Source organism: Methylobacterium sp. J-088 (assembly GCF_022829295.1).
GTDB lineage: Bacteria > Pseudomonadota > Alphaproteobacteria > Rhizobiales > Beijerinckiaceae > Methylobacterium.
Window position 1 is genome coordinate 99,064 of the sequence record NZ_JAKSYH010000278.1, and the last position, 18,774, is coordinate 117,837.

An 18,774-nucleotide genomic window follows, 5' to 3' on the forward strand; every position below is an offset into this window, starting at 1 on the left:
CGACCCAGGAGGCGGACAAATGCCGTGTATCGTGGGCAACGCGATCGAGCTCGGCTCTAAAAATCAGCGCCAGTCGTAGGGGTTGTAGGGGTCGAGCGCCGCCTGGATCTTCCGCAGGATCGCGGGCTGGCGCTGGAGGTCGACGTCGCGGGCCAACGCCCGCAGGAAGGCGCGGGGCCCGTGTTCGAGATCGCGGGTGAGGCCGTCGTAGCGGTCGGACGGTTCGACATGTGCGGGATTCACGGCAACCCGGTAGTCGAGGCCGCAGGTCGGCGGATCGATCCCCAGCCGGTAGCAGATCCGCACCCGGGCGAAAGGCGCCTCCGGACGATAATCGACGCGATATCCGCCGAAGCTGAAGGCCCCGCCGGTCACGCGCTCGGCATAGGCCAGGGTCTGAGCGACGGTGGCGAACCCGGCGGTGCGGCGGTCGCGCACGAGGTCGATGGCCGCGCGCTCGCTGGGCACGACCGATTGGGCGCTGGCGGCAGTGGAGACCAGCGCGGCAAGTAAGGCGGAGACCAGGGCTTTCATCACGGCGTCTTCATGCAGACCGCGACAGGCTGTGCATCCTTGGCGGCCTTCGCGGTCATGTCGAGGCAGCCGACCGTGGCGACGCCGTCCGTAACGGTCACGGACGGCAGCACCGCCATGCCCCGGCAATAGGCGCCGATCAACGCCTCGTCGCGTTGGCAGGCGACATCCAGTCGGATCTGGCTGTTTACGGCCGGACCTGCCGGCCCCGCGGGCCCGGCCGGGCCCCGTTCGCCTGTAGGTCCACGTTCGCCCGTCGCCCCATTCAGGCCGGCAGGGCCCTGCGGCCCCTGCGGCCCCTGATCGCCCTTCGGCCCGGGCGGGCCGGCCGGTCCCGGCTTCGGCCCTTCGCAACCCGCGAGCGTAAGGGCCGCGATCGTGGCGGCCACGATCACGGTCAGGGGGCGTTTCATGGAGATCTCCGGCCAAGCCTTCACCCGGAAGTGGTGCAGCTTCCCGGAGCGTCAATCGTGCCTGGGGACGCTCCAAGCCGGCGCGACCGGGCCGTAACCGGTGGGATAAGCTTCGATTCGGGCCGACTCCAGAAATTGTATTAAGTCTTTGGTAAAAGCTCGATCTTACGAAGATACACGAGACTATTGCTGCGTAATTTATGACGCATGACGGACATAAGAACAAGGTTTCTCAATCGAGGCAGAACGTTAGGTTGGCATCTGGCACGCCTCCGTGGCGAGGCCGATGGTGCCGCCGCGGTGGAGTTCGCCCTGGTGAGCCTACCCTTCCTTGCCCTGTGCGGCGCAATCTTCCAGGTTGCCTTCCAGATCTGGGCCACGCAGAACTTCGATCGGTCCTTGCAGAACGCCGTCCGCACGATCTTCACCGGTCAGTTCCAGCAGGCGAATGCCGGGCAGACCGACGCAACCAAGCTTCTGGCGGCCCTGAAAACCACGATGTGCGGTCCGGCCAACGCCACCATCGTCAACATCTTCAATTGCCAGAGCGTCAAGCTCGACGTGACGACCTCGAGCACGTTCTCAAGCGCGAGCCCGTCGATCCCGGTCAACAGCGCGACCGGCACCTGGAACACGAAATTCGGCACGAACTACGCCTGCGCCGCGCCGGGGTCGATCGTGATCGTCACGGCGGCCGTACAGTTTCCGACGTTCTTCAATCTGATGGGGCTCAACACCCGCCAGTTCACGACAGGCAGCGGCGCCGGATCGAGCCTGCTGATCTCGACCGCGGTGTTCCGCACCGAGCCGTACCAGACGAACGGTTCGAGCCCATGCTGAGCCGCCGGCCGCGCAGAACCAAGCATCTGCTGCACGATCGCCGCGGCACGGCCGCCGTCGAGTTCGCCGTCATCCTGCCGCTCCTGCTGGCAATCTGGGCCGGCATGACGGAATTGGCCCACGCCATGGACGAGTGGCGCAAGCTGACCCTGCTCGCGCGCACGGTCGCCGATCTGACCGCGCAGGGCGATACGAAGAATCCGATCAGCACGCCCCTGATGACCGACATCTTAGCCTCGGCGACGACGGTGATGCGCCCGTTCAACACCGCGAATGCGCGGATCGTGGTCAGCGCGATGGGCGTCGGACTGTCGGGCGCGACCCAGATCCCGACCGTCTGCTCCAGCTATGCCAGCGGCAACGCCACGCCGCGCAGCACCGGTCTGGCGACCGGCCTCACCGTACCGCCGGGCTATCAGATCCTTGGCATGCGCTACGTCCTCGCCGAGGTCAGCATCCCGTATGCACCGATGATCGGAGGCGCCTTGGTGAAGCTCGCCAAAGGCGTGAACGGCACCATCACCTTCTCCAGCGTCGTTCCGTGGCCAACGCGGGGCGGCAAGACCTATGGGAACAACATCTACACCGAGGTGGTGTTGCCCGGCACGAACGCAGCGGCGTGCGATGGCTCGACTCCGTAACGCCCCCCACCGCCTCGTGCGGGACCGTCGCGGCAACGTGGCGCTCCTGTTCGCCTTTATGAGCGTGCCGATGCTCATGCTCGGTGGCGCGGCGATCGATTACGGTTTCGCGACGCGTCTGGAAACGAAGCTCCAGGCCGCGACGGACGCCACCGCGCTGCTCCTCTGCCAGACGCCGTCGACCGCGACCTCGGCCGACCTGAACACCATGGCCCAGACGACGATGATCGGTGCCATGGGGGCGACCAACCTCGTCGTCGATCCGCTGGCGATCACCAGCAACCCGCGTCAGATCACGTTGTCGGCGCACAAGCTGTCGACGACCTTCTTCGGCAAGCTGACCGGCACCACGCGCATCAACCCGGGCGCCACGTCGCAATGCGCCACGCCGATCCCCAAGACCTTCGAGATCGCGCTGGTGCTCGACAATACGGGGTCGATGGCCGAGTCGAGCGGCGGCCAGTCGAAGCTGCAGGCGGTGCAGCAGGCCGCTACGAACTTCGTCAATTACGTCTACACCAACTCGTCCTTCAGCAGCGCAACCCGGATCTCGATCGTGCCGTTCGCCGGAGCGGTTGCGGTCAACCCGACCCTCTACCGCTACGCCAGCTGGATCGACCAGAATGGGCAGTCGAGCTATCACTGGACCAACGTGCTCCAGCCCAGCGGATCCAACTTCACGAGCCGGTTCGACATTTTCACGAAGCTTCAAAGCGCGAGCAGCATGAGCAGCTGGGGCTGGGGCGGGTGCCTGGAGATGTTGTCCTATCCGCTCAATACTCAGGACGTCGCACCGTCCTCAGGGAACAAGGACTCCTATTTCGTCCCGCTCTTTGCACCCGATGAACCAGGCGACGCCAGCAGCACAGGGCGTTACTACAGCGACACCACTGGCACGTATTACTCGTACAACAGCTACATTGACGACGACACCAGCTCCAACATCGGCAATTGTCCGATCAATAAGAATCTGGATTACGATTCCTCCCTAGGCCGGGCGTGCAAATACGCGAGTCCGCGCAACGCGACGTCCAGCAGCTATGTCGGCATTCCCAACGGCCCGAATTTCGGCTGCACGACCCAGCCGCTCCTGCCGCTCACGAGCGATCAGACCGCCTTGAAGACGCTTATCGGCAACATGGCGCCGCTCGGCTCGACCAACATCTTCGAGGGCCTCATGTGGGGCTGGCGGACGCTCTCGCCGGTCAGTGTCTTCTCGACCAGCTACGCATCCTCAAACCCGACCGCGAGCGCGCCCGCGGCCTACACGACAACTTCGAGTTCGTCGAACGCCAGCGCGATTAACAAGATCATGATCCTGATGACCGATGGTACGAATAGCTGGACGGTCAACCCCAATGCGCCGACCGGATCTCTGTACTTCGCCGCCGGCTACTTCCAGAACGCGAACACACAAAACACCAAAACTCAGACCCCAAACTCTCGGTTACCTTCCACAAATCAGAATATCTCGGATACCAACAGTGCCCGAAGCGCGCTGGACGCCCTCACCGCAACAGCGTGTACGAATGCGAAGGCCGTCAACATCTCGATCTACACGATCGGATTCAGCGTCTCGACCGACCCGATCGATGCGGCGGGCCAGACGCTCCTGAAGAACTGCGCCTCCTCGGCAAGCCAGTTCTTCATCGCCAACACCTCAGACGACCTGATCGCGGCCTTCCAGAAAATCCAGTCGAGCATCGGCGCGCTGCGTCTGACGCAGTGAGCCGAGACGGCTCCTGATCGAGCCTTGAGACCGTGCGCGATCGCGTTGCAATCGGTACACGCCACTTGTCTGCCGCCTGGGTCGGCAAGCGCGACCTGCCCCCTCTCCCATGCGGGAGAGGGGACTCGCGCCTCACTCGGCGAAGTTGGCGTTCCTGTCGTGCCTGTGCGCGTTGCAATCGTGCGCGGCGCTGAGCTCTCGTCGCGACGCGCTCTCTTGCGCCGAACCGGTGCCCACTTCGTCGGAGAGCGCTCAAAACGGAAAAAGCGGGCGCCTCCGAAGGAACGGCGACGGCCCGCGGTACGGACGGACGAAGTCTCAATCGTCCCGGTAGACCCGCTCGCGCCGTTCGTGGCGCTCCTGGGCTTCCAGCGACAGGGTGGCGATCGGTCTGGCGTCGAGGCGGCGCAGGGAGATCGGCTCGCCGGTCTCCTCGCAGTAGCCGTAGGAGCCATCCTCCAGCCGAGCGAGCGCAGCGTCGATCTTGCCGGTGAGCTTGCGCTGGCGGTCCCGCGCCCGCAGCTCAATCGACCGGTCGGTCTCCGACGAGGCGCGGTCGGCGAGATCCGGATGATTCTCGTTCTCGCTCTGAAGTGCGACCAGGGTGTCCTGCGCTTCGCGCAGGATATCGGTCTTCCAGCTCAGCAGCTTGCGCCGGAAGTATTCGCGCTGCCGGTCGTTCATGAAGGGCTCGTCGTCGGACGGGACGTAGCCGTCCTCCAGCGTCACCTTCGCCATGCGTCACCCTCGCTGGAATCGAGCCGCCCACCAGGGGATGGCCGGTGCGCGGCGATAACGTGAGGTGCCGTATAGTCGAGGCGGTCTATCGCGACAACGCGCCCGGGACTCGGCATTTGAAGGCGCGGCCACTGTACCGCCGCGTGCGGCAATCCGGTCACGGTACAGACCTTTTACTCTGTCATCCGTGTCCGCAAGCGAACAATCGCGTCGGCGATGTCCGTCGTGAGGATACGGGCGAGCGGCAGCCTGTAATGCGTCTGGTCGAAAAACAGGTCGGGATCGCCGGCCTCGGGGCGCCCATCGCGCCAATCTACCACCGTGCTCGACGGATGCTCCGACAGCGCGGCCCGGACTTCCGCGCGGCAGGCCGCCTCGGCCGCCGCCCGGGGGCTGCCGGCCGGCGGTTCCGAGCGTGCGTAGACCGGGGGGAAGACGATCACCACCGGCGTCCGCGCGGGGATCCGCGCGAGTTCGGCCCGCAGCCGGGCGGCGATCGGGAACGGCCCCCCGTGATGCGGCTCCGGCGTGGGGCCGGCGGGCTTTTCGAGGGCTGCCTTCTTGGCTGGGTCGATGCCGAAGCCCTGGCTGAGGTAGTTGCGCTCGTAGTCCCACCAGCCATCGGCCGCGGCCGTCTTATGCCGCGGATTCAACAGCCAGCCGAGCCGGTTGATCGTCTCTTGAGCGGCCGGGAAGCGGATAAGGCCGTTCAGGTAGTCAGGCCAGCCACCGAGCAGCCAGTAGGGAAACCCGTGCTCACTCGGGAAGGCTGGATCGTCGGCACACCAGAAGGCATCGGCCGAGAGGACGAGGGCGGTGGGCCGGGCGTGGTGCTGAAGATACCAATCGAGCACCGCGAATTGCTCCATGGGACCGGTGGCCGGTACCGAAAGCTGGACGAACGGGATGCCGGTGAGCCGGGTCAGCGTCGCCGGCTCGATCAGTTGGATGTGCGAATTGCCGATCACCGCACCGGTATAGGCCGGATCGCGCCCGCGGACGGCCGAGGCGGTGCGCGGGCCCTGCGGCCGGACGGCGCCGCGGGACAGCAGGGTCGAACGGCCGGTATCGTAGGGATCGACCAGCACCGCCAGCGCCAGATAGGCCACGAACACGCCGGCCACCGACAGCAGCAGGAACCGGGCGAAGCCCTGCCAGTCCCGGTCCGCGCTGGGTGGGGTCGCCGCCATGCTCAGAACTGGAAGTAGATGAACTCGTAGTTCGCATCGTCGCCGATCTTCAGCAGGACGAGGACGAACAGGAGCGCGAAGCCGAAAGCGAGGAGGCGCCGCGGCGGCAGCGGGTGGACGGCAGCCCAGGCGGTCGGCCCGACCGTGGCCACCAGGGCGGCGACCGCGATGGTGCGCCACTTGAAGCCGGAACCCTTGGGCGCCAGCCCGAACAGGCCCTTGAACACGATCAGCGCGGCGTCGAAACTCGTCGCGCGGAACAGCACCCAGGTCAGCATCACGAACAGGCTGGTCAAAAGCCAGCCGACTGGGGCCGGGATCGTGATCCGGGCGCGGCGCGCCAGCACGCCGGTGCCGAGTCCGACCCCGTGCAGGGCGCCCCAGGCCAGGAAGGTTAGGCCCGCCCCGTGCCAGAGGCCGCCCAGCGTCATGGTGGCGGCGAGCGCCCCGACCTGCCGAAGCAGCCCGTGCCGGTTCCCGCCCAGGGGGACGTAGAGGTAGTCGCGTAGGAACCGCGACAGGGTCATGTGCCAGCGCCGCCAGAAGTCGCGCAGCGAGGTGGCGCGGTAGGGCGTGTCGAAATTCTGCGGCAAGACCAGCCCGAACAGCAGGGCGATGCCGAGCGCCATGTCGGTGTAGCCGGAGAAGTCGAAATAGATCTGGAAGGTGAAGCCGAGCGTCGCCTGCCACGCCTCCGCGACCGTGACGACCTTCCCGGCCGCCGCCGCCTGAAACACGGGATTCACGTAGGCCGCGAGCGGATCGCCCAGAAACACCTTCTTGGCCAACCCCACCGTGAGCAGCATCAGGCCCCGGCTGAAGCGTTCGGCGGCATCCGGCCGCGCGTCGGGCGCGGCGTCGAACTGGTGCATGATCTCGCTCCAGCGCACGAGCGGGCCGGCGAGAACCTGCGGGAAGAAGGCGATGTAGAGGGCGTATTTCACCAGCCCGAAGGATGGGGCGCGGCCGGCCCGCAGGTCGGCGAGGTACATGATGTGGTGGAAGGTGAAGAACGAGATGCCGAGCGGTAGGGCGAGCCCGAGCCGCGGCGCCTCCAGGCCCGGGATCAGGTTGGCGAGATCGGCCGCGAAATCGAAATACTTGAACACGCCGAGCAGCGCGAGATTGGCCGCGATGGCCGCCGGGATCAGCCAGCGCCCGGGCCAGCGGCGATAGGTGCGGGCGACGCACCAGTTCGCGAGGATCGAGCCGGCGAGCAGCGGAACGAAGCGGATGTCCCACCAGCCGTAGAACACGAAGGACAGGCCGACGAGGAGCGGCAGCCGCCACGCCGGCGCGACCCGCGCTACCAGCGCGTGCAGGATCAGGGCGGCCGGCAGGAAGGCGAGGAGGAAGACGAAGGAGTTGAACAGCATCGGGCGAGGCGGCGCGGAGGAGCCCGAATGGGCCGCCGTTGTCCTGAGCGGAAGGGCCCGCCTTGTCGGGGATCGTGGGCGGCCCGTCAATCGCGAGTGTCATCCGCTCGTGACCGCGTGCGGGCCTACAAGCGGGCTCTTGCGCCGAACCGGTAGCTGCTTCGGCAGAGAGCGCTTTGGAAACCGTCTAGGCGACCGACAGTAGGTCGGGCAAACCCGCAAGGTCGTTCAACGCGGCGTCCGGCGGCCAGTTCGGGTTCGGCGGCTCGCCTGCACGGTCGATCCATACGGAGCGGATGCCGAGTTCGTGACAGACCTTGAGGTCGGTGAACTGTCCCATGCCGACGTGCACGGTTTCCTGCTTCGTCACGCCCATGATCTCGTAGGCGTGAAGAAAAAGCCGGTGGTCGGGCTTGTAGGCGCGGGCCTGCTGGGCCGTGATGACGAAATCGATCGGCACCCCGATTGCCGCGATGGAGCCGGCGATCAGGTCGTCGTCGGTGTTGCTGATGATCGCGAGCCGGTAGCGCGCGCGCAAGCGCGTGAGCGCAGCCGGGACGTCGGGATGCGGCTCGATCCGACCGAGGGTCGAGAGCAGCGTTCCCTCATCCTCGGGCGTCGCTGTATGACCGGCCTCGGCGAGCGCGACCGCGAGGGCGGACCGCAGAACAGACTTGTAGTCGCAGTAGGGCGGGTGCTGCTGGCGCTCGACTGCTGCGCTGCGCAGCCGGTCAGCCAGCGTGGGTGATCGGTCTTCCGCTTCGGCCTGCGTTACGCGGCCGGCGAGGATCGCGCGGGCGGCGGACCGGACGGCGGCATGCCACTGAACGAGGGTGCCGTAGCAGTCGAACGTGATGATGGTCGGCACGGGTTGCAGTTGCAGCATGATCGGTCTCACCGGGCGGCCCTCAGCGAACTATCCCTGTCCGCAAAGTCCGGTTCCAAACCCCGAGCCAAAGTTGCTCCAGTGCTCACAGGCGACCGCTTGAGGGAAGCACGGACGGTAGTTCGGGGGACTGGAGCGCTCTCCGCCGAAGTGGACACTGGTTCGGCGCAAGAGAGCGCGCACAAACAAAGGCTTCGCGTGGGACTCGATTGCCGCGCGCACGGTACCCGACACGCGTCTGCCAACACGGGTGGCAAGCGCGACATGCCCCCTCTCCCGTGCGGGAGAGGGTTGGGGTGAGGGTCGAGACGGTTCAGGATCGCGCGCACCGTCAAGGCGCTGACAGGGTGCGCCTCGTCCGGACAGGTCTCATCCCTCACCCGGCTTTCTGCGAAAGCAGACCTCTCCCGCACGGGAGAGGGGACCCGCGCCCTGTTCGGCGACGGTGGCGTCACTGTCGTGTACCGTGTGCAACGCGATCGGGCTTCGCTCCAAGTTGGGTCGGAAGCAGCCCCTCGCATGGTCCTGCCGAATCGATCCTGGCCTCAGCGCAACCCACCAAACACACGCCACGCGCTCACCCCGGGTTGCTTCGCCCCGATCGCAAGGCCGGCAGCGCCATCGAGCCCCCGCGAGTCACCCTCCGCGGCGCGCGGCCTCGATGGTCAGCCCCAGCCCAACCGAACCGAAGATGTCACCCTCCACCACCCGGGCCGCCGGCAGCGCAGTTGTCAGCGCGGCGCGCAGATGCGGCAGGCCCGTGGAGCCTCCGGTGAGAAACAGGGCATCAATCCGCTCCGGCGCCAGCTCGGCCTGGGCGAGGCAGCGGCCGATGCGTGCGGCGACCGAACGGGCGAGGTCGCCCGTCTGGACAGCGAGCGTCCCGCGATCGACCCGGGCCGCGAGCCCGCGCTCCACGAGACCGAGGTCGAGTTCCGCGGCGCCCTGTTCGGAGGCCGCGATCTTGGCGCCTTCCACCGCCCCCGCCAGGGCATGACCGCGCTCGCCCTCCACCGCCGCATGCAGCCGCGTCACGAGGTCGGGCCGTGCGCAGTCGCGGATCACCTCGTCGATCTCGCGCAGGGTCTTCGCGTTGTAGAGCCGGTTGATCGCCGACCACGTGGCGAGGTCGTGATAATAGGCGTTCGGCACGGCGAGGTCGGCGCGGCGCATCGGGCTGCCGAGGCCGAGCAGCGGCATCACGGTGGCGAGGCTGAGCTGCCGGTCGAAATCGGTACCGCCGATCCGCACACCGTCATTGGCCAGGATATCGCCGGCCCGGTCCACCCGGCCCCTGCGCTCCGGCGACAGGCGCACGATGGAGAAATCCGAGGTGCCGCCGCCGATATCGGCCACTAGGGCGATTTCCTCCGCCTCGACCTGCCGCTCGTAGTCGAGGGCGGCCGCGATCGGCTCGTACTGGAACGACACTTCTCGGAACCCAACCTCGCGGGCGATCTCACGAAGCGTGTCCTCGGCGCGGCGGTCGGCCTCCGCGTCTCCGTCCACGAAATGAACCGGGCGGCCGTGGACCACGCTGTCGAGGGTCGCGCCACAGGCCGCCTCGGCCCGCGCCTTCACCTCCGTGAGATAGCGCGCGATGATGTCGCGCAGGCGCAGGCGCTGGCGGCCGACCGGGGTGGCCTCATCCATCAGCGGCGTGCCGAGCACGGATTTGAGACCCCGCATCAGCCGCCCGGACAGGCCCTCCACGTAGGCTGCCGTAGCGGCCCTGCCGATCACCGGCTCCGCGCCGAGTTCGAAGAAGATCGCGCTCGGGATCGTCCGGTGCGCGCCCTCCAGCGGTAGCAGGATGGGTCCTCCCGGGCCGACATGCCCGAGGGTGGTGTTCGACGTGCCGAAATCGAGGCCGCAGGCCGCCATCGTGTCCTGGATCCGGGTTCTGTCTGGGAGGGGCGTCGCCGTAACAGGGCCGGAGCGTTGCGGTCCAGGCCCGAAACGGCGGGGCTGGTATCGCGGGAAGAGTGGACAGATGCCAGCAGACCGCCCGCAGCCGCCGCCGGCATGCTATGAGGCGCCATGCGTTCCGACATCGATCTCGGCCTGACCGGCGAGCGCCGCGCGCTCCTCGACCTCACCGAACTGCTCGCCACGCGGCTCCTGGTCCAGGGCAATTCGGGCTCCGGCAAGTCGCACCTGCTGCGGCGCCTGCTGGAACAGAGCGCAGGCCTCGTGCAGCAGGCGATCATCGATCCCGAGGGCGATTTCGCGAGCCTCGCCGACAGCTACGGCCACGTCGTGGTGGAGGCCGACGGCGACGATGTCGCGCTGCAGCGGATCGCCGCCCGGGTGCGCACCCACCGGGTCTCGGTGGTTCTGTCGCTGGAGAATCTCGACGCCGACGGGCAGATGCGCGCCGCAGCCGCGTTCCTCGGCGGCCTGTTCGACGCGGACCGCGACCATTGGTACCCGATGCTGGTGGCGGTGGATGAAGCGCAGCTCTTCGCACCCGCGGCGGCCGGTGAGGTCTCGGACGAGGCACGGCGTCTGTCGCTCGGAGCGATGACCAACCTGATGTGCCGTGGGCGCAAGCGCGGTCTGGCCGGGATCATCGCCACGCAGCGGCTGGCCAAGCTTGCCAAGAACGTCGCGGCCGAGGCCTCGAACTTCCTGATGGGCCGGACCTTCCTCGACATCGACATGGCCCGCGCCGCCGACCTCCTCGGCCTCGAACGCCGCCAGGCCGAGACGTTCCGCGATCTGCCGCGGGGGCATTTCGTGGCTTTAGGGCCAGCGCTGTCGCGCCGCCCGCTCACGATCGCGGTCGGGCCGACCGTCACAATAAGCCGGAGTTCCTCGCCGGTCCTCGTGCCGCTGCCGGAGGCGACGGAGGATGCCCGTGCGCTCATCCTGACGGCGAGCCCTCAGGACAGCATGGTGCCGCTCGCGCCGCGCCCGAAGCCGCGTCCCGCGCCAACGCCGGACGTGCTCGTCCAGCTGGCGAACTATCGGCCGCCGGCGCCCGCCGAGGAGCCCGACGAGGAACCGATGGACCCGGAGGCGCGGGAGGCCGCGCTCGCCGAGGTGCTGGGCTCGGTCCTGGCCGATGCGGACGCCGCCGCCTGCACGCCCGCGACGCTCTATCAGGACTTCACGGTCCGCTGCCGGATCCGGCGCCTGCGCGGCGAAACGATGGGCCTGCCCGAGTTCAAGCGGCGTCTCGCGGTGGCCCGGGCCGAGGCCGGGGGCGCGGTCGCCGACGATTCCGGCTGGGCGCGGGCGCAGGAGATCGCGGCCGGCCTGCCGGACGATTTGGCCGGGCTGTTCCTGGTGGTGGCCCGGGCGGCGATCGAGGGCGCGCCCTGCCCCACCGACACGATGCTGGCGGAAGCCTACGGTACCAGCTCGGGCGGCCGGGCCCGGCGGATGCTGGCCTATCTAGAGGAACGCGGCGCGATCGTCACCCGCAAGGACCTGCGTGGTGCGCCGATCATCGCGGTGCCGGATCTCGGCGTGGAGACCGGGCCGGGCGAACCGCAATTGCTGCCGACCGGGCCGAAGCGGCGGGCGGGTTAGAGCGCTCTCCGCCGTAGTGGATTCCGGTTCGGCGTAAGAGAGCGCGCCAGAACAAGGGCTTCGAGCCGTGCTCGATTGCAACGCGATCGGGCACGGCTCTAGTCAGACGCTCCGGCGCGTTTCAAGTTTGGCGAGTTCCACCGCCGCCCGCAACTCGATCTCGGCCATGAGGCCATCGAGCCGCGGATCGCCCGAGGGACCCGACCGCTCGGCCAGCCGGCCCGCGATCGCGCGCAGGTCCTGCGGCGCGACCCGGCCACCGAGCAGCGCCGCCTTCAACCGGTCGAGGCCGTCGAGCAGATCCTGGCCGCGCTTGGCCGAGCGGCGGCGCCGCTCCTGCGGGGTTTCGCTCTCGGTTTGAAGCAGCAGGACCGCGTCGAGCCCGGCCAGCGACATTGTGGCTGCCGGAGCGTTAGCGCCCGAGGTCGGGGTCGAAGCCGCGTCGAGGCTGAAGCCGGTGCTGCCTTCGGGCCGCCGGGGGGCTGCGACGCCGCCTGCGCTCTGGATCGGCTGGCGAGTCTCGACGCGCATGATCCGGTTCGCGGTGCTCCCGGCGCCCCTGCGCCACACCGGAAACTCGGCCCACGGGGTTAAGCGCCGGTAAACGAGCCGGCAGAAGCTGCCGGGTAGGCAGGTCCGGTGCCTGCTCCGGGCACCCACCGCTATCGCGGCTGGCTGCGAAAACACAACGTTCCGAGACGCTTGGCGGCTGGCCGTTCGTGGCACGGCGCTGGCAGGAGGACGGCAGGTCCGTTCACCCGTGAAACCCTCGGCATGCGCCCGCGCCCCGCGATCAGTCTCCTGCAAGTCCTGCTCGGCCTCGTCGCCGGTGCGCTTCTGCTCGGCGCCCTGTCGGGCCCGGCGCTTGCCCTGTCGCGGGTGAAGGACCTCGCCTCCATCGAGGGCGTGCGCCAGAATCAGCTCGTCGGCTACGGCATCGTGGTCGGCCTCAACGGCACCGGCGATACGCTCAACAACATTCCGTTCACCAAGCAATCCCTCCAGGCGATGCTGGAGCGGCTCGGCGTCAACACCCGCGGCGCCACGATGCGGACCCAGAACCTCGCCGCCGTCATGGTGACGGCGAGCCTGCCGCCCTTCTCCGCGCAGGGCACCCGGATCGACGTGACCGTCTCCTCGCTCGGCGATGCCAAGTCGCTCCAGGGCGGTACGCTGCTGGTGACGCCGCTGCTCGGCGCCGACGGCGAGGTCTACGCCCTGGCTCAGGGCTCGGTGGCGATCGCGGGTTTCGCCGCGGAGGGCGCCGCCGCCAAGATCACCCGGGGCGTGCCGACCAACGGACGCATCTCCAACGGCGCCAATATCGAGCGCGAGATCGCCTTCAAGCTGAACGACGCAAAAGCCCTGCGCCTGTCGCTGCGCAATCCCGATTTCACGACCTCGAAGCGGATCGCGGCGGCGATCAACGATTTCATGGGCGCCGACACCGCCGAGCCCACCGACCCGGCCACCGTGACGATCCAGATCCCGGCCCGGTACAACGGCAACATGATCCGCCTGATCACCGAGGTGGAGCAGTTGAAGGTCGAGCCCGATCAAACGGCGCGGGTGATCGTCGACGAGCGCTCCGGCATCATCGTGATGGGCCGCGACGTCCACGTCTCCACGGTGGCGATCGCGCAGGGCAACCTGACCATCACCATCACCGAGCAGCCGCAGGTGAGCCAGCCGGCCCCACTCTCCAACGGCCGCACCACCGTGGTGCCGCGGACCGGCGTGAAGGTCGATACCGGCGAGGGCAACAAGCTGGCCCTGGTCAAGGAAGGCGTGAGCCTGCGCGAACTGGTCGATGGGCTGAACGCACTGGGCGTCGGCCCCCGCGACCTGATCTCGATCCTGCAGGCCATCAAGGCGGCCGGCGCCCTGCAGGCCGAGATCGAGCTGATGTGACGATATCGTCAGTGGAGGGTACGATCATGCTGCAAGACACCACCATCACGGCCAACGCAGCCGCGAGCCTCGGCACCGCAGCGGATGGCCGCATCGGCCCCGCCAGCAAGGCCAAGGCCTGGAAGACCGCGACCGAGTTCGAGTCGATGTTCCTCGAATCGAGCCTCGACCGGTTGACCCAGTCCCAGGGGACCGACGGCCCGCTCGGCGAGAACGGCACGGGCGGCGGCGTCTACCGTTCGATGCTGACCAAGGAATACGCGGGACAGATCGTGAAGAGCGGCGGCGTCGGCATTGCCGATTCGATCTTCCGTGAGATCATGAAGATGCAGGGAGCAGCGAGCGATGGAGCGACCCATGCACAAGGCTGAGCCATTGCGCGTCGCAGATCGCGTGACCGCGGAGGCGCTGGTCGCAGGCGTGCTCGGCATCATGGCGTCGCTCGAGGCTGTGCTGGCCGAGGAAGCGGACCACGTCCGCGCCGGGCGGCTGCGGGAGGGGATCGCGGCGTCCGAGCCGAAAGCGGCGCTGGCCGCTGCCTACATGCAGGGGCTCGAAGTCGCCAAGGCGAACGCCGTGGCGCTGAAGCGCTTCCATCCCGAGGGCGTCGAGCGTCTGCGCGTAGCGCACCGGCAGTTCACCGCCGCCGTGGAAGCGAACCAGACCGTGCTCGACAGCGCCCGGACGGTGTCGGAGAGTCTGATCAAATCCCTGGCCGAGGAGATCGGCCGCGCGCAGCTGCCCGCGACCTACGGCCGCCAGGCTCAGGCGCCCTCCCCTTATGGACGCGGCGTGCGCAGCGGGCCCCTGGTCCTGTCCCGGAACCTGTAGGACACCCGCGAACGGGGCGGTCAGCGGCGGCCGTTGCCGATCCGCACGTAGGTCCGAACCTCGCCCAGATCCGTGTCGGCGCGATTGTCGATCGCGAGGCGACCCGCGACGAGCGGCGCCATCGCCGGAGCGTGCCCGACGCGTAAATCCGTCCCGGCGGTCACCCGGCCGGAGATGCGCACGCAGCTGTCGCTGCCCGGCAAACGCACGAAACCTTGCCCCTTCGACGGGCATGGCACCGGCCCAGGCGCCACGGGCGCCTTCTGCAGCTCGGCGGCGAAGGCGGGGAAGCTCAGGAGGAGGGCTGCCAGGAGAGAGGGCGGCAGAAGCTTTTCCGGCATCTCAGGCGGCCTGTCGCGTCAACTGGCAGTGTAGGGAATCGATATAGCTTTCAACCTGAGCGATGAAGACATCGAGATCCGGCTCGATGGTGCGCAGCCGTGCGAGATCACGCAGGAGAATATCGAGGGCGATACGGCGTTCGTCCAAATGAGTGTAGCCAGCGGCGTACAGATCGATCGCCTGCTCGATCATGACGAGGGCGCCGACATCCGGCGTGGGACCAAGCCGGCGAACGCGTTCGACAGGTTCGGACAACGCCATGCGAACCTCTCCTCACATCGGCGGCGTCGCCAAAACGTATCCGCACCCCACGGTTCACTGCGGGAAAGCGGCAAGACTATGATCGCGGCGGTCGATCGAGATCCGCTTCACCTCAGACGTGCGCGACAGCGCATCGGCTGCCGGAGGTCCTCAGCTGATGTAGTTGACGAGCGAGAGCTTCGAGAGCGTGGCGGTGATCTGGTAGCTCGCCTGAAGCCGGTTTTGGACGTCGAGGAGTTTGGCAACGACTTCCTCGGTCGGGGCCTGCTCGATTCCGTCGATGGTATTCTGGACGGTGTTCTGGGTGGCCGCGTTGGTCGTGCCCGCATTGGTCAGACGCGCGGACGCGAGCGAGAGCTGGGTGACAGTATCTTGAACGCTGGGGCTGGTATACGCGGAGGTGAGGAGCTGTCCGGCCCGATCGACTACGGCCTGATAGGCCGTGTTGACGTCGCCGCTGGTCGTGGCCGGCAGGGCGTACGCCATCGTGGCGAGGCCGGTCAGCACCTTCTGGATCGAGGCATCGTTGGCCCGTGCGCCGGTGCCGACGCTGGCGCTCGCGCTGATCTGGACCGATTGCGTGTCGATCGCCGGGGTGCCGGAATCCTCGCCCTGATACCAGAGGACGGTGCTGTCCTTCGTTCCAGCGACGTAGCTCGGCGTGCCGCTTGGGTCGGCGATGCGCGGGGGATAGACAGGCTTGTTCGCCGAGCCTGTGAAGAAGTTCTGCGCGGCGGTCGCCGTCGAGCTGGCCGCCAGGGTGGTTCCGGCAGCGGCCTTCAGGGCGTTCTGCAAGGCCCCGTTGAGGCTGTCGGCGGTAGCGGCCGGACTTGCGCCAATCGTGAAGGTCGCCCCCGTCCCCGTGGAAGACGTTTCCGTCGTTCCGCCGACTGCGGTGAGCGTCAGAGTCGTCGAGGTCCCGTCGTGCATCTGCAGCGTAACCGTGACGCTGTCGCCGACGGCCGGCTGACCGGTCACGTTGAAGCTGACCGAGCCCGGCGTGCCGGATGTTCCAGTCACGGGGGCGGCGGTGATCGCGGTCGTCGACGACGAGGCATTGCCCAGGGTGAATCCGAAGGTCCCGCGGGTCGCGTCGTTCGGCTCCGAGACCACCACCGGGTTGTTGCCGGCGGACGAGACCGTCAGCCGCCCCATCCCCGATCCGAGATCCGCCGCCACCTGGTCGGCGATGTAGCCCTGCAGGCCGAGCTTCTTGGTCCCGTCGCTGTTGGTCGATCCGTTGAGGATCGTGGTCCCATCGACCACCGGCTGGGTGGTCGCATTGCCGCCGCCGAACAGATAGTTGCCCGCGGCCGACTGGTTGAGCGTGTCGAGGGCGGTCTGCAGGTCCGACAGTGCGGTCGCGCGACCGGCAACGGTGGTGGCCGCGGCACTCTGGAGGCCGTTGTTGAGCGCGTCCCGGGCGCTCGTCCCGATCGTCGCGACCTGCGTCAGGCTGGTGACCGCGAGATTCGTGCGCGTCTGGGCGATGCCGATGCCGGCGGCGTAGCCGGTGAGCGCGCTGAGCGTCGCCTGCGCGGAGAGCGCCGTCGAACGCCCGGAGCCGAGGCCGCCATAGGTCGTCGCCACCTTTCCGCTGGAGACCTGATTCGACAGGTCGTTCAGCTGGTTCTTCAGCGCCGTCAGGTGCGAGGCGTTGCGGGCCGTGATGTAGGAGCCGGCCGCGAAGGGCGTGATCGTCGTCATGATCAGATCTGCAGCAGCTGGTTGAGCATGTCGCGGGCTGCGGAGAGCACGCGGGCGTTGGCACCGTAGGCGGTCTGAAGGGCGATCAGGTTCGACATCTCCTGGTCGATGTTGACCCCCGCCGCGGAGGAGAACCGGGCCTGCGCCGTGGAGAGCGCGGTCTGCTGCGTCGCGTCGATCGCGTTCGCGTTCGCGGAAGCCGCGCCCTGCGTCGCGATGATGTCCTGTGCGAAGCCCGCCACGGTGGCGCTGTAGGGTGCCGAGACCCCGCCGATCCCGCTCGCCGACGAGAAGGTCATCGCCGTGGAGGTCAGGGCCGAGAACAGGATCTGTGCGCGCTTGCCGGTCGCGGTCGGGTCCGTGGCGCTCGTCGCCGTCAAGAACGCCGTGTTGGCGGAGATGTTCTTGTTGATGGTGAGGCGCTGGGCGAGCCCCGCGAGCTTCGATCCACCGTCGAGCGAGCCCGTATAGAGGGTGTTGCCCGTGCCGTCGACGAACAGCGCGATCTGCGGATAGCCCGACGCGGGATCCGCCGAGGTCGGGACGGTGATGCTCGCCGTACCGGTGACCTGCGGTGAGGCGGCCGAACTCGTGAGGGTGATCGCCGCGCCGGTGCCGGACGCCGACAGAGTGGGATCGAAAGCGCTCAGCGCCGCGCTAACCTGGTTCGGATCCACCGGGATCCGGATCTTCGCCACCAGGGCGTTGGCATCGGCGGTCTGGCTCGCCGTGATCGGCGATGCATCATTGGACGCGACCAGGATGATGTTCCGGCCCGTGCTGTTCGCGTTGGCGGGGATGATCAGGGTGTTGCCGGCCTGGAGGCCGGTCAGGTCGATCGCGGCGGAATTGCCCGCCCCCTGGGTCGCCGTGACCTGCTTGTTGGTCAGCGCGGTGGCGAGACCCGCCGCAAGGTCGTCGAGCTGGCGCTGGGCCTGCGGCAGGGTCTGGTCGCGCAGCTCGAACTCGGCCGCGAGGCTGCCGGAGCGCAGCACATTCGGTGCGCCGAGGTCGATGATGCCACCGCCCGGCAGTGTGGCGGTGATGGTCCCGACCGAGCGCTGGTTCGGATCGGTCGCGTAGGTCGACGTGGCGTTCAGGGTACCGCGGCCGTCGAAGCTCAGGGAAGCCGCGGATCCGCGGTCGACCAGCGTCACGCCGGACTGGGTGATGACCGAGATCGTCCCGTCGCGCTGCGGGGTGGTCTTGACGTCCATGTAGCTCGACAAGCTCGTGACCGCCTGATCGCGCTGGTCCTGCAGATCGGCGATCGAGGCGCCGTCGGAGGTGTTCTGGATCTTCGTGTTCAGGTTCGCGATGCTGGTCAACAGCGCGCCCGCCGCGCTCGTATCGGAGCCGAGTTGCGCCTCGATCCCGCTGCGCAGGGACTGCACCGTATCGGCGGCGCTGTTGATCTGGCTGGCCAGCGCCGATGCGTTGCCGAGGACCGTCGTGCGCGCCGCCGCGGAGGTCGGGCTCGCGGCCAGCTCCTGCAACGACTCGGTGAAGGTGTTCAGCGTGCCGTCGAGCGACGTCGCGGTGCCCGGTGTGCCGTACAGGGCATCGAGCTGCGTGGTGATTCCGGCCTTGGTGCTGGTGTAGGCGGCGCCCGACGTCTCCAGCCGCAGCTGGTTGAGCGCCGCAGCGTCGAAGCTGCGCGTGATCTGCCCGGCCGCGACCCCGGAATTGTTGGGGCCGGTGGAGACCGTCGAGATTGTCCGCTTGACGTAGCCCGCCGTCCCCGCATTGGCTACGTTCTGCGAGACGACGTTGATCGCCGCCTGTGTGGCGGCCAGCCCCGCGGTGGCGGTCGAAAGCGCATTCAGCGACATCTCACA

The 18,774-nt window shown here is 68.0% G+C and carries 19 protein-coding genes; 7 read left to right on the forward strand and 12 right to left on the reverse strand.

Annotated elements, in window-relative coordinates; translation table 11 throughout:
• Positions 1 to 63: 63 nt before the first annotated feature.
• Together MKK63_RS30430 and MKK63_RS30435 are read right to left on the reverse strand one after the other, a co-directional pair.
• Entirely contained in the window at positions 64 to 534 is a 471-nt protein-coding gene (locus tag MKK63_RS30430) for a hypothetical protein (RefSeq protein WP_244008254.1), read from the reverse strand.
• The gene (locus MKK63_RS30435) at positions 534 to 947 is read right to left on the reverse strand and encodes a hypothetical protein (RefSeq protein ID WP_244008257.1); all 414 of its coding nucleotides are present in this window, start codon (positions 945 to 947) and stop codon (positions 534 to 536) included. The genes MKK63_RS30430 and MKK63_RS30435 overlap by 1 nt, the downstream gene beginning before the upstream one ends.
• A gap of 207 nt (positions 948 to 1,154) precedes the next feature.
• Between MKK63_RS30435 and MKK63_RS30440 the strand changes: the two genes are divergently transcribed.
• From MKK63_RS30440 to MKK63_RS30450, 3 genes are read left to right on the forward strand one after another with little or no spacing between them, the layout of a single operon-like run.
• Complete coding sequence (locus MKK63_RS30440; protein ID WP_409564578.1) at positions 1,155 to 1,787, forward strand: TadE/TadG family type IV pilus assembly protein; 633 nt, start codon at positions 1,155 to 1,157, stop codon at positions 1,785 to 1,787.
• Positions 1,781 to 2,428 carry a TadE/TadG family type IV pilus assembly protein gene (locus MKK63_RS30445; protein WP_244008185.1) on the forward strand — a complete coding sequence of 216 codons (648 nt, stop codon included), beginning with the start codon at positions 1,781 to 1,783 and terminating at the stop codon, positions 2,426 to 2,428. Before MKK63_RS30440 ends, MKK63_RS30445 begins: the two co-directional genes overlap by 7 nt.
• A gap of 37 nt (positions 2,429 to 2,465) precedes the next feature.
• The gene (locus tag MKK63_RS30450; protein WP_244008186.1) at positions 2,466 to 4,157 is read left to right on the forward strand and encodes a pilus assembly protein TadG-related protein; all 1,692 of its coding nucleotides are present in this window, start codon (positions 2,466 to 2,468) and stop codon (positions 4,155 to 4,157) included.
• Positions 4,158 to 4,475: 318 nt separating this feature from the next.
• Here MKK63_RS30450 and dksA read toward each other — a convergent pair whose 3' ends face one another.
• The 5 genes from dksA to MKK63_RS30475 all read right to left on the reverse strand — a co-directional run bounded on the left by dksA (position 4,476) and on the right by MKK63_RS30475 (position 10,231).
• On the reverse strand, positions 4,476 to 4,895 hold the full coding sequence (gene dksA, locus MKK63_RS30455) for an RNA polymerase-binding protein DksA (RefSeq protein ID WP_244008187.1): 420 nt from the start codon (positions 4,893 to 4,895) through the stop codon (positions 4,476 to 4,478).
• A 173-nt stretch (positions 4,896 to 5,068) separates the two neighbouring features.
• Positions 5,069 to 6,085, reverse strand: coding sequence for a hypothetical protein (locus tag MKK63_RS30460; RefSeq protein ID WP_244008188.1), 1,017 nt, complete (start codon positions 6,083 to 6,085; stop codon positions 5,069 to 5,071).
• A gap of 2 nt (positions 6,086 to 6,087) precedes the next feature.
• On the reverse strand, positions 6,088 to 7,461 hold the full coding sequence (locus tag MKK63_RS30465) for an MBOAT family O-acyltransferase (protein WP_244008189.1): 1,374 nt from the start codon (positions 7,459 to 7,461) through the stop codon (positions 6,088 to 6,090).
• 187 nt (positions 7,462 to 7,648) lie between these two features.
• A complete protein-coding gene (locus MKK63_RS30470; protein ID WP_244008190.1) occupies positions 7,649 to 8,347 on the reverse strand; it encodes a haloacid dehalogenase type II in 699 nt (232 codons plus the stop codon).
• 636 nt (positions 8,348 to 8,983) lie between these two features.
• Positions 8,984 to 10,231 (reverse strand): Hsp70 family protein, encoded by a 1,248-nt coding sequence (locus MKK63_RS30475; protein ID WP_244008191.1) that lies wholly within the window; start codon positions 10,229 to 10,231, stop codon positions 8,984 to 8,986.
• A gap of 156 nt (positions 10,232 to 10,387) precedes the next feature.
• Between MKK63_RS30475 and MKK63_RS30480 the strand changes: the two genes are divergently transcribed.
• Positions 10,388 to 11,884 (forward strand): ATP-binding protein, encoded by a 1,497-nt coding sequence (locus tag MKK63_RS30480; RefSeq protein WP_244008192.1) that lies wholly within the window; start codon positions 10,388 to 10,390, stop codon positions 11,882 to 11,884.
• A 102-nt stretch (positions 11,885 to 11,986) separates the two neighbouring features.
• Here MKK63_RS30480 and MKK63_RS30485 read toward each other — a convergent pair whose 3' ends face one another.
• Positions 11,987 to 12,415 (reverse strand): flagellar assembly protein FliX, encoded by a 429-nt coding sequence (locus tag MKK63_RS30485; RefSeq protein ID WP_244008193.1) that lies wholly within the window; start codon positions 12,413 to 12,415, stop codon positions 11,987 to 11,989.
• A gap of 243 nt (positions 12,416 to 12,658) precedes the next feature.
• On the opposite strand from MKK63_RS30485, the gene MKK63_RS30490 reads away from it, so the two are divergent.
• From MKK63_RS30490 to MKK63_RS30500, 3 genes are read left to right on the forward strand one after another with little or no spacing between them, the layout of a single operon-like run.
• Positions 12,659 to 13,795, forward strand: coding sequence for a flagellar basal body P-ring protein FlgI (locus tag MKK63_RS30490; RefSeq protein WP_244008194.1), 1,137 nt, complete (start codon positions 12,659 to 12,661; stop codon positions 13,793 to 13,795).
• Positions 13,796 to 13,821: 26 nt separating this feature from the next.
• A complete protein-coding gene (locus MKK63_RS30495; RefSeq protein WP_244008195.1) occupies positions 13,822 to 14,166 on the forward strand; it encodes a rod-binding protein in 345 nt (114 codons plus the stop codon).
• Positions 14,153 to 14,626, forward strand: a complete 474-nt coding sequence (locus tag MKK63_RS30500; RefSeq protein ID WP_244008196.1) for a hypothetical protein — start codon at positions 14,153 to 14,155, stop codon at positions 14,624 to 14,626. Before MKK63_RS30495 ends, MKK63_RS30500 begins: the two co-directional genes overlap by 14 nt.
• Before the next feature lie 20 nt (positions 14,627 to 14,646).
• Here the strand turns inward: MKK63_RS30500 and MKK63_RS30505 are convergent, their stop codons facing one another.
• The 4 genes from MKK63_RS30505 to flgK all read right to left on the reverse strand — a co-directional run bounded on the left by MKK63_RS30505 (position 14,647) and on the right by flgK (position 18,768).
• Positions 14,647 to 14,967, reverse strand: coding sequence for a porin (locus MKK63_RS30505; protein WP_244008197.1), 321 nt, complete (start codon positions 14,965 to 14,967; stop codon positions 14,647 to 14,649).
• Position 14,968: 1 nt separating this feature from the next.
• A complete protein-coding gene (locus tag MKK63_RS30510; protein WP_244008198.1) occupies positions 14,969 to 15,229 on the reverse strand; it encodes a hypothetical protein in 261 nt (86 codons plus the stop codon).
• A 150-nt stretch (positions 15,230 to 15,379) separates the two neighbouring features.
• Positions 15,380 to 16,936 (reverse strand): flagellin, encoded by a 1,557-nt coding sequence (locus MKK63_RS30515; RefSeq protein WP_244008199.1) that lies wholly within the window; start codon positions 16,934 to 16,936, stop codon positions 15,380 to 15,382.
• Between the two features lie 2 nt (positions 16,937 to 16,938).
• Complete coding sequence (gene flgK, locus MKK63_RS30520) at positions 16,939 to 18,768, reverse strand: flagellar hook-associated protein FlgK (RefSeq protein WP_244008200.1); 1,830 nt, start codon at positions 18,766 to 18,768, stop codon at positions 16,939 to 16,941.
• Positions 18,769 to 18,774: the final 6 nt, after the last annotated feature.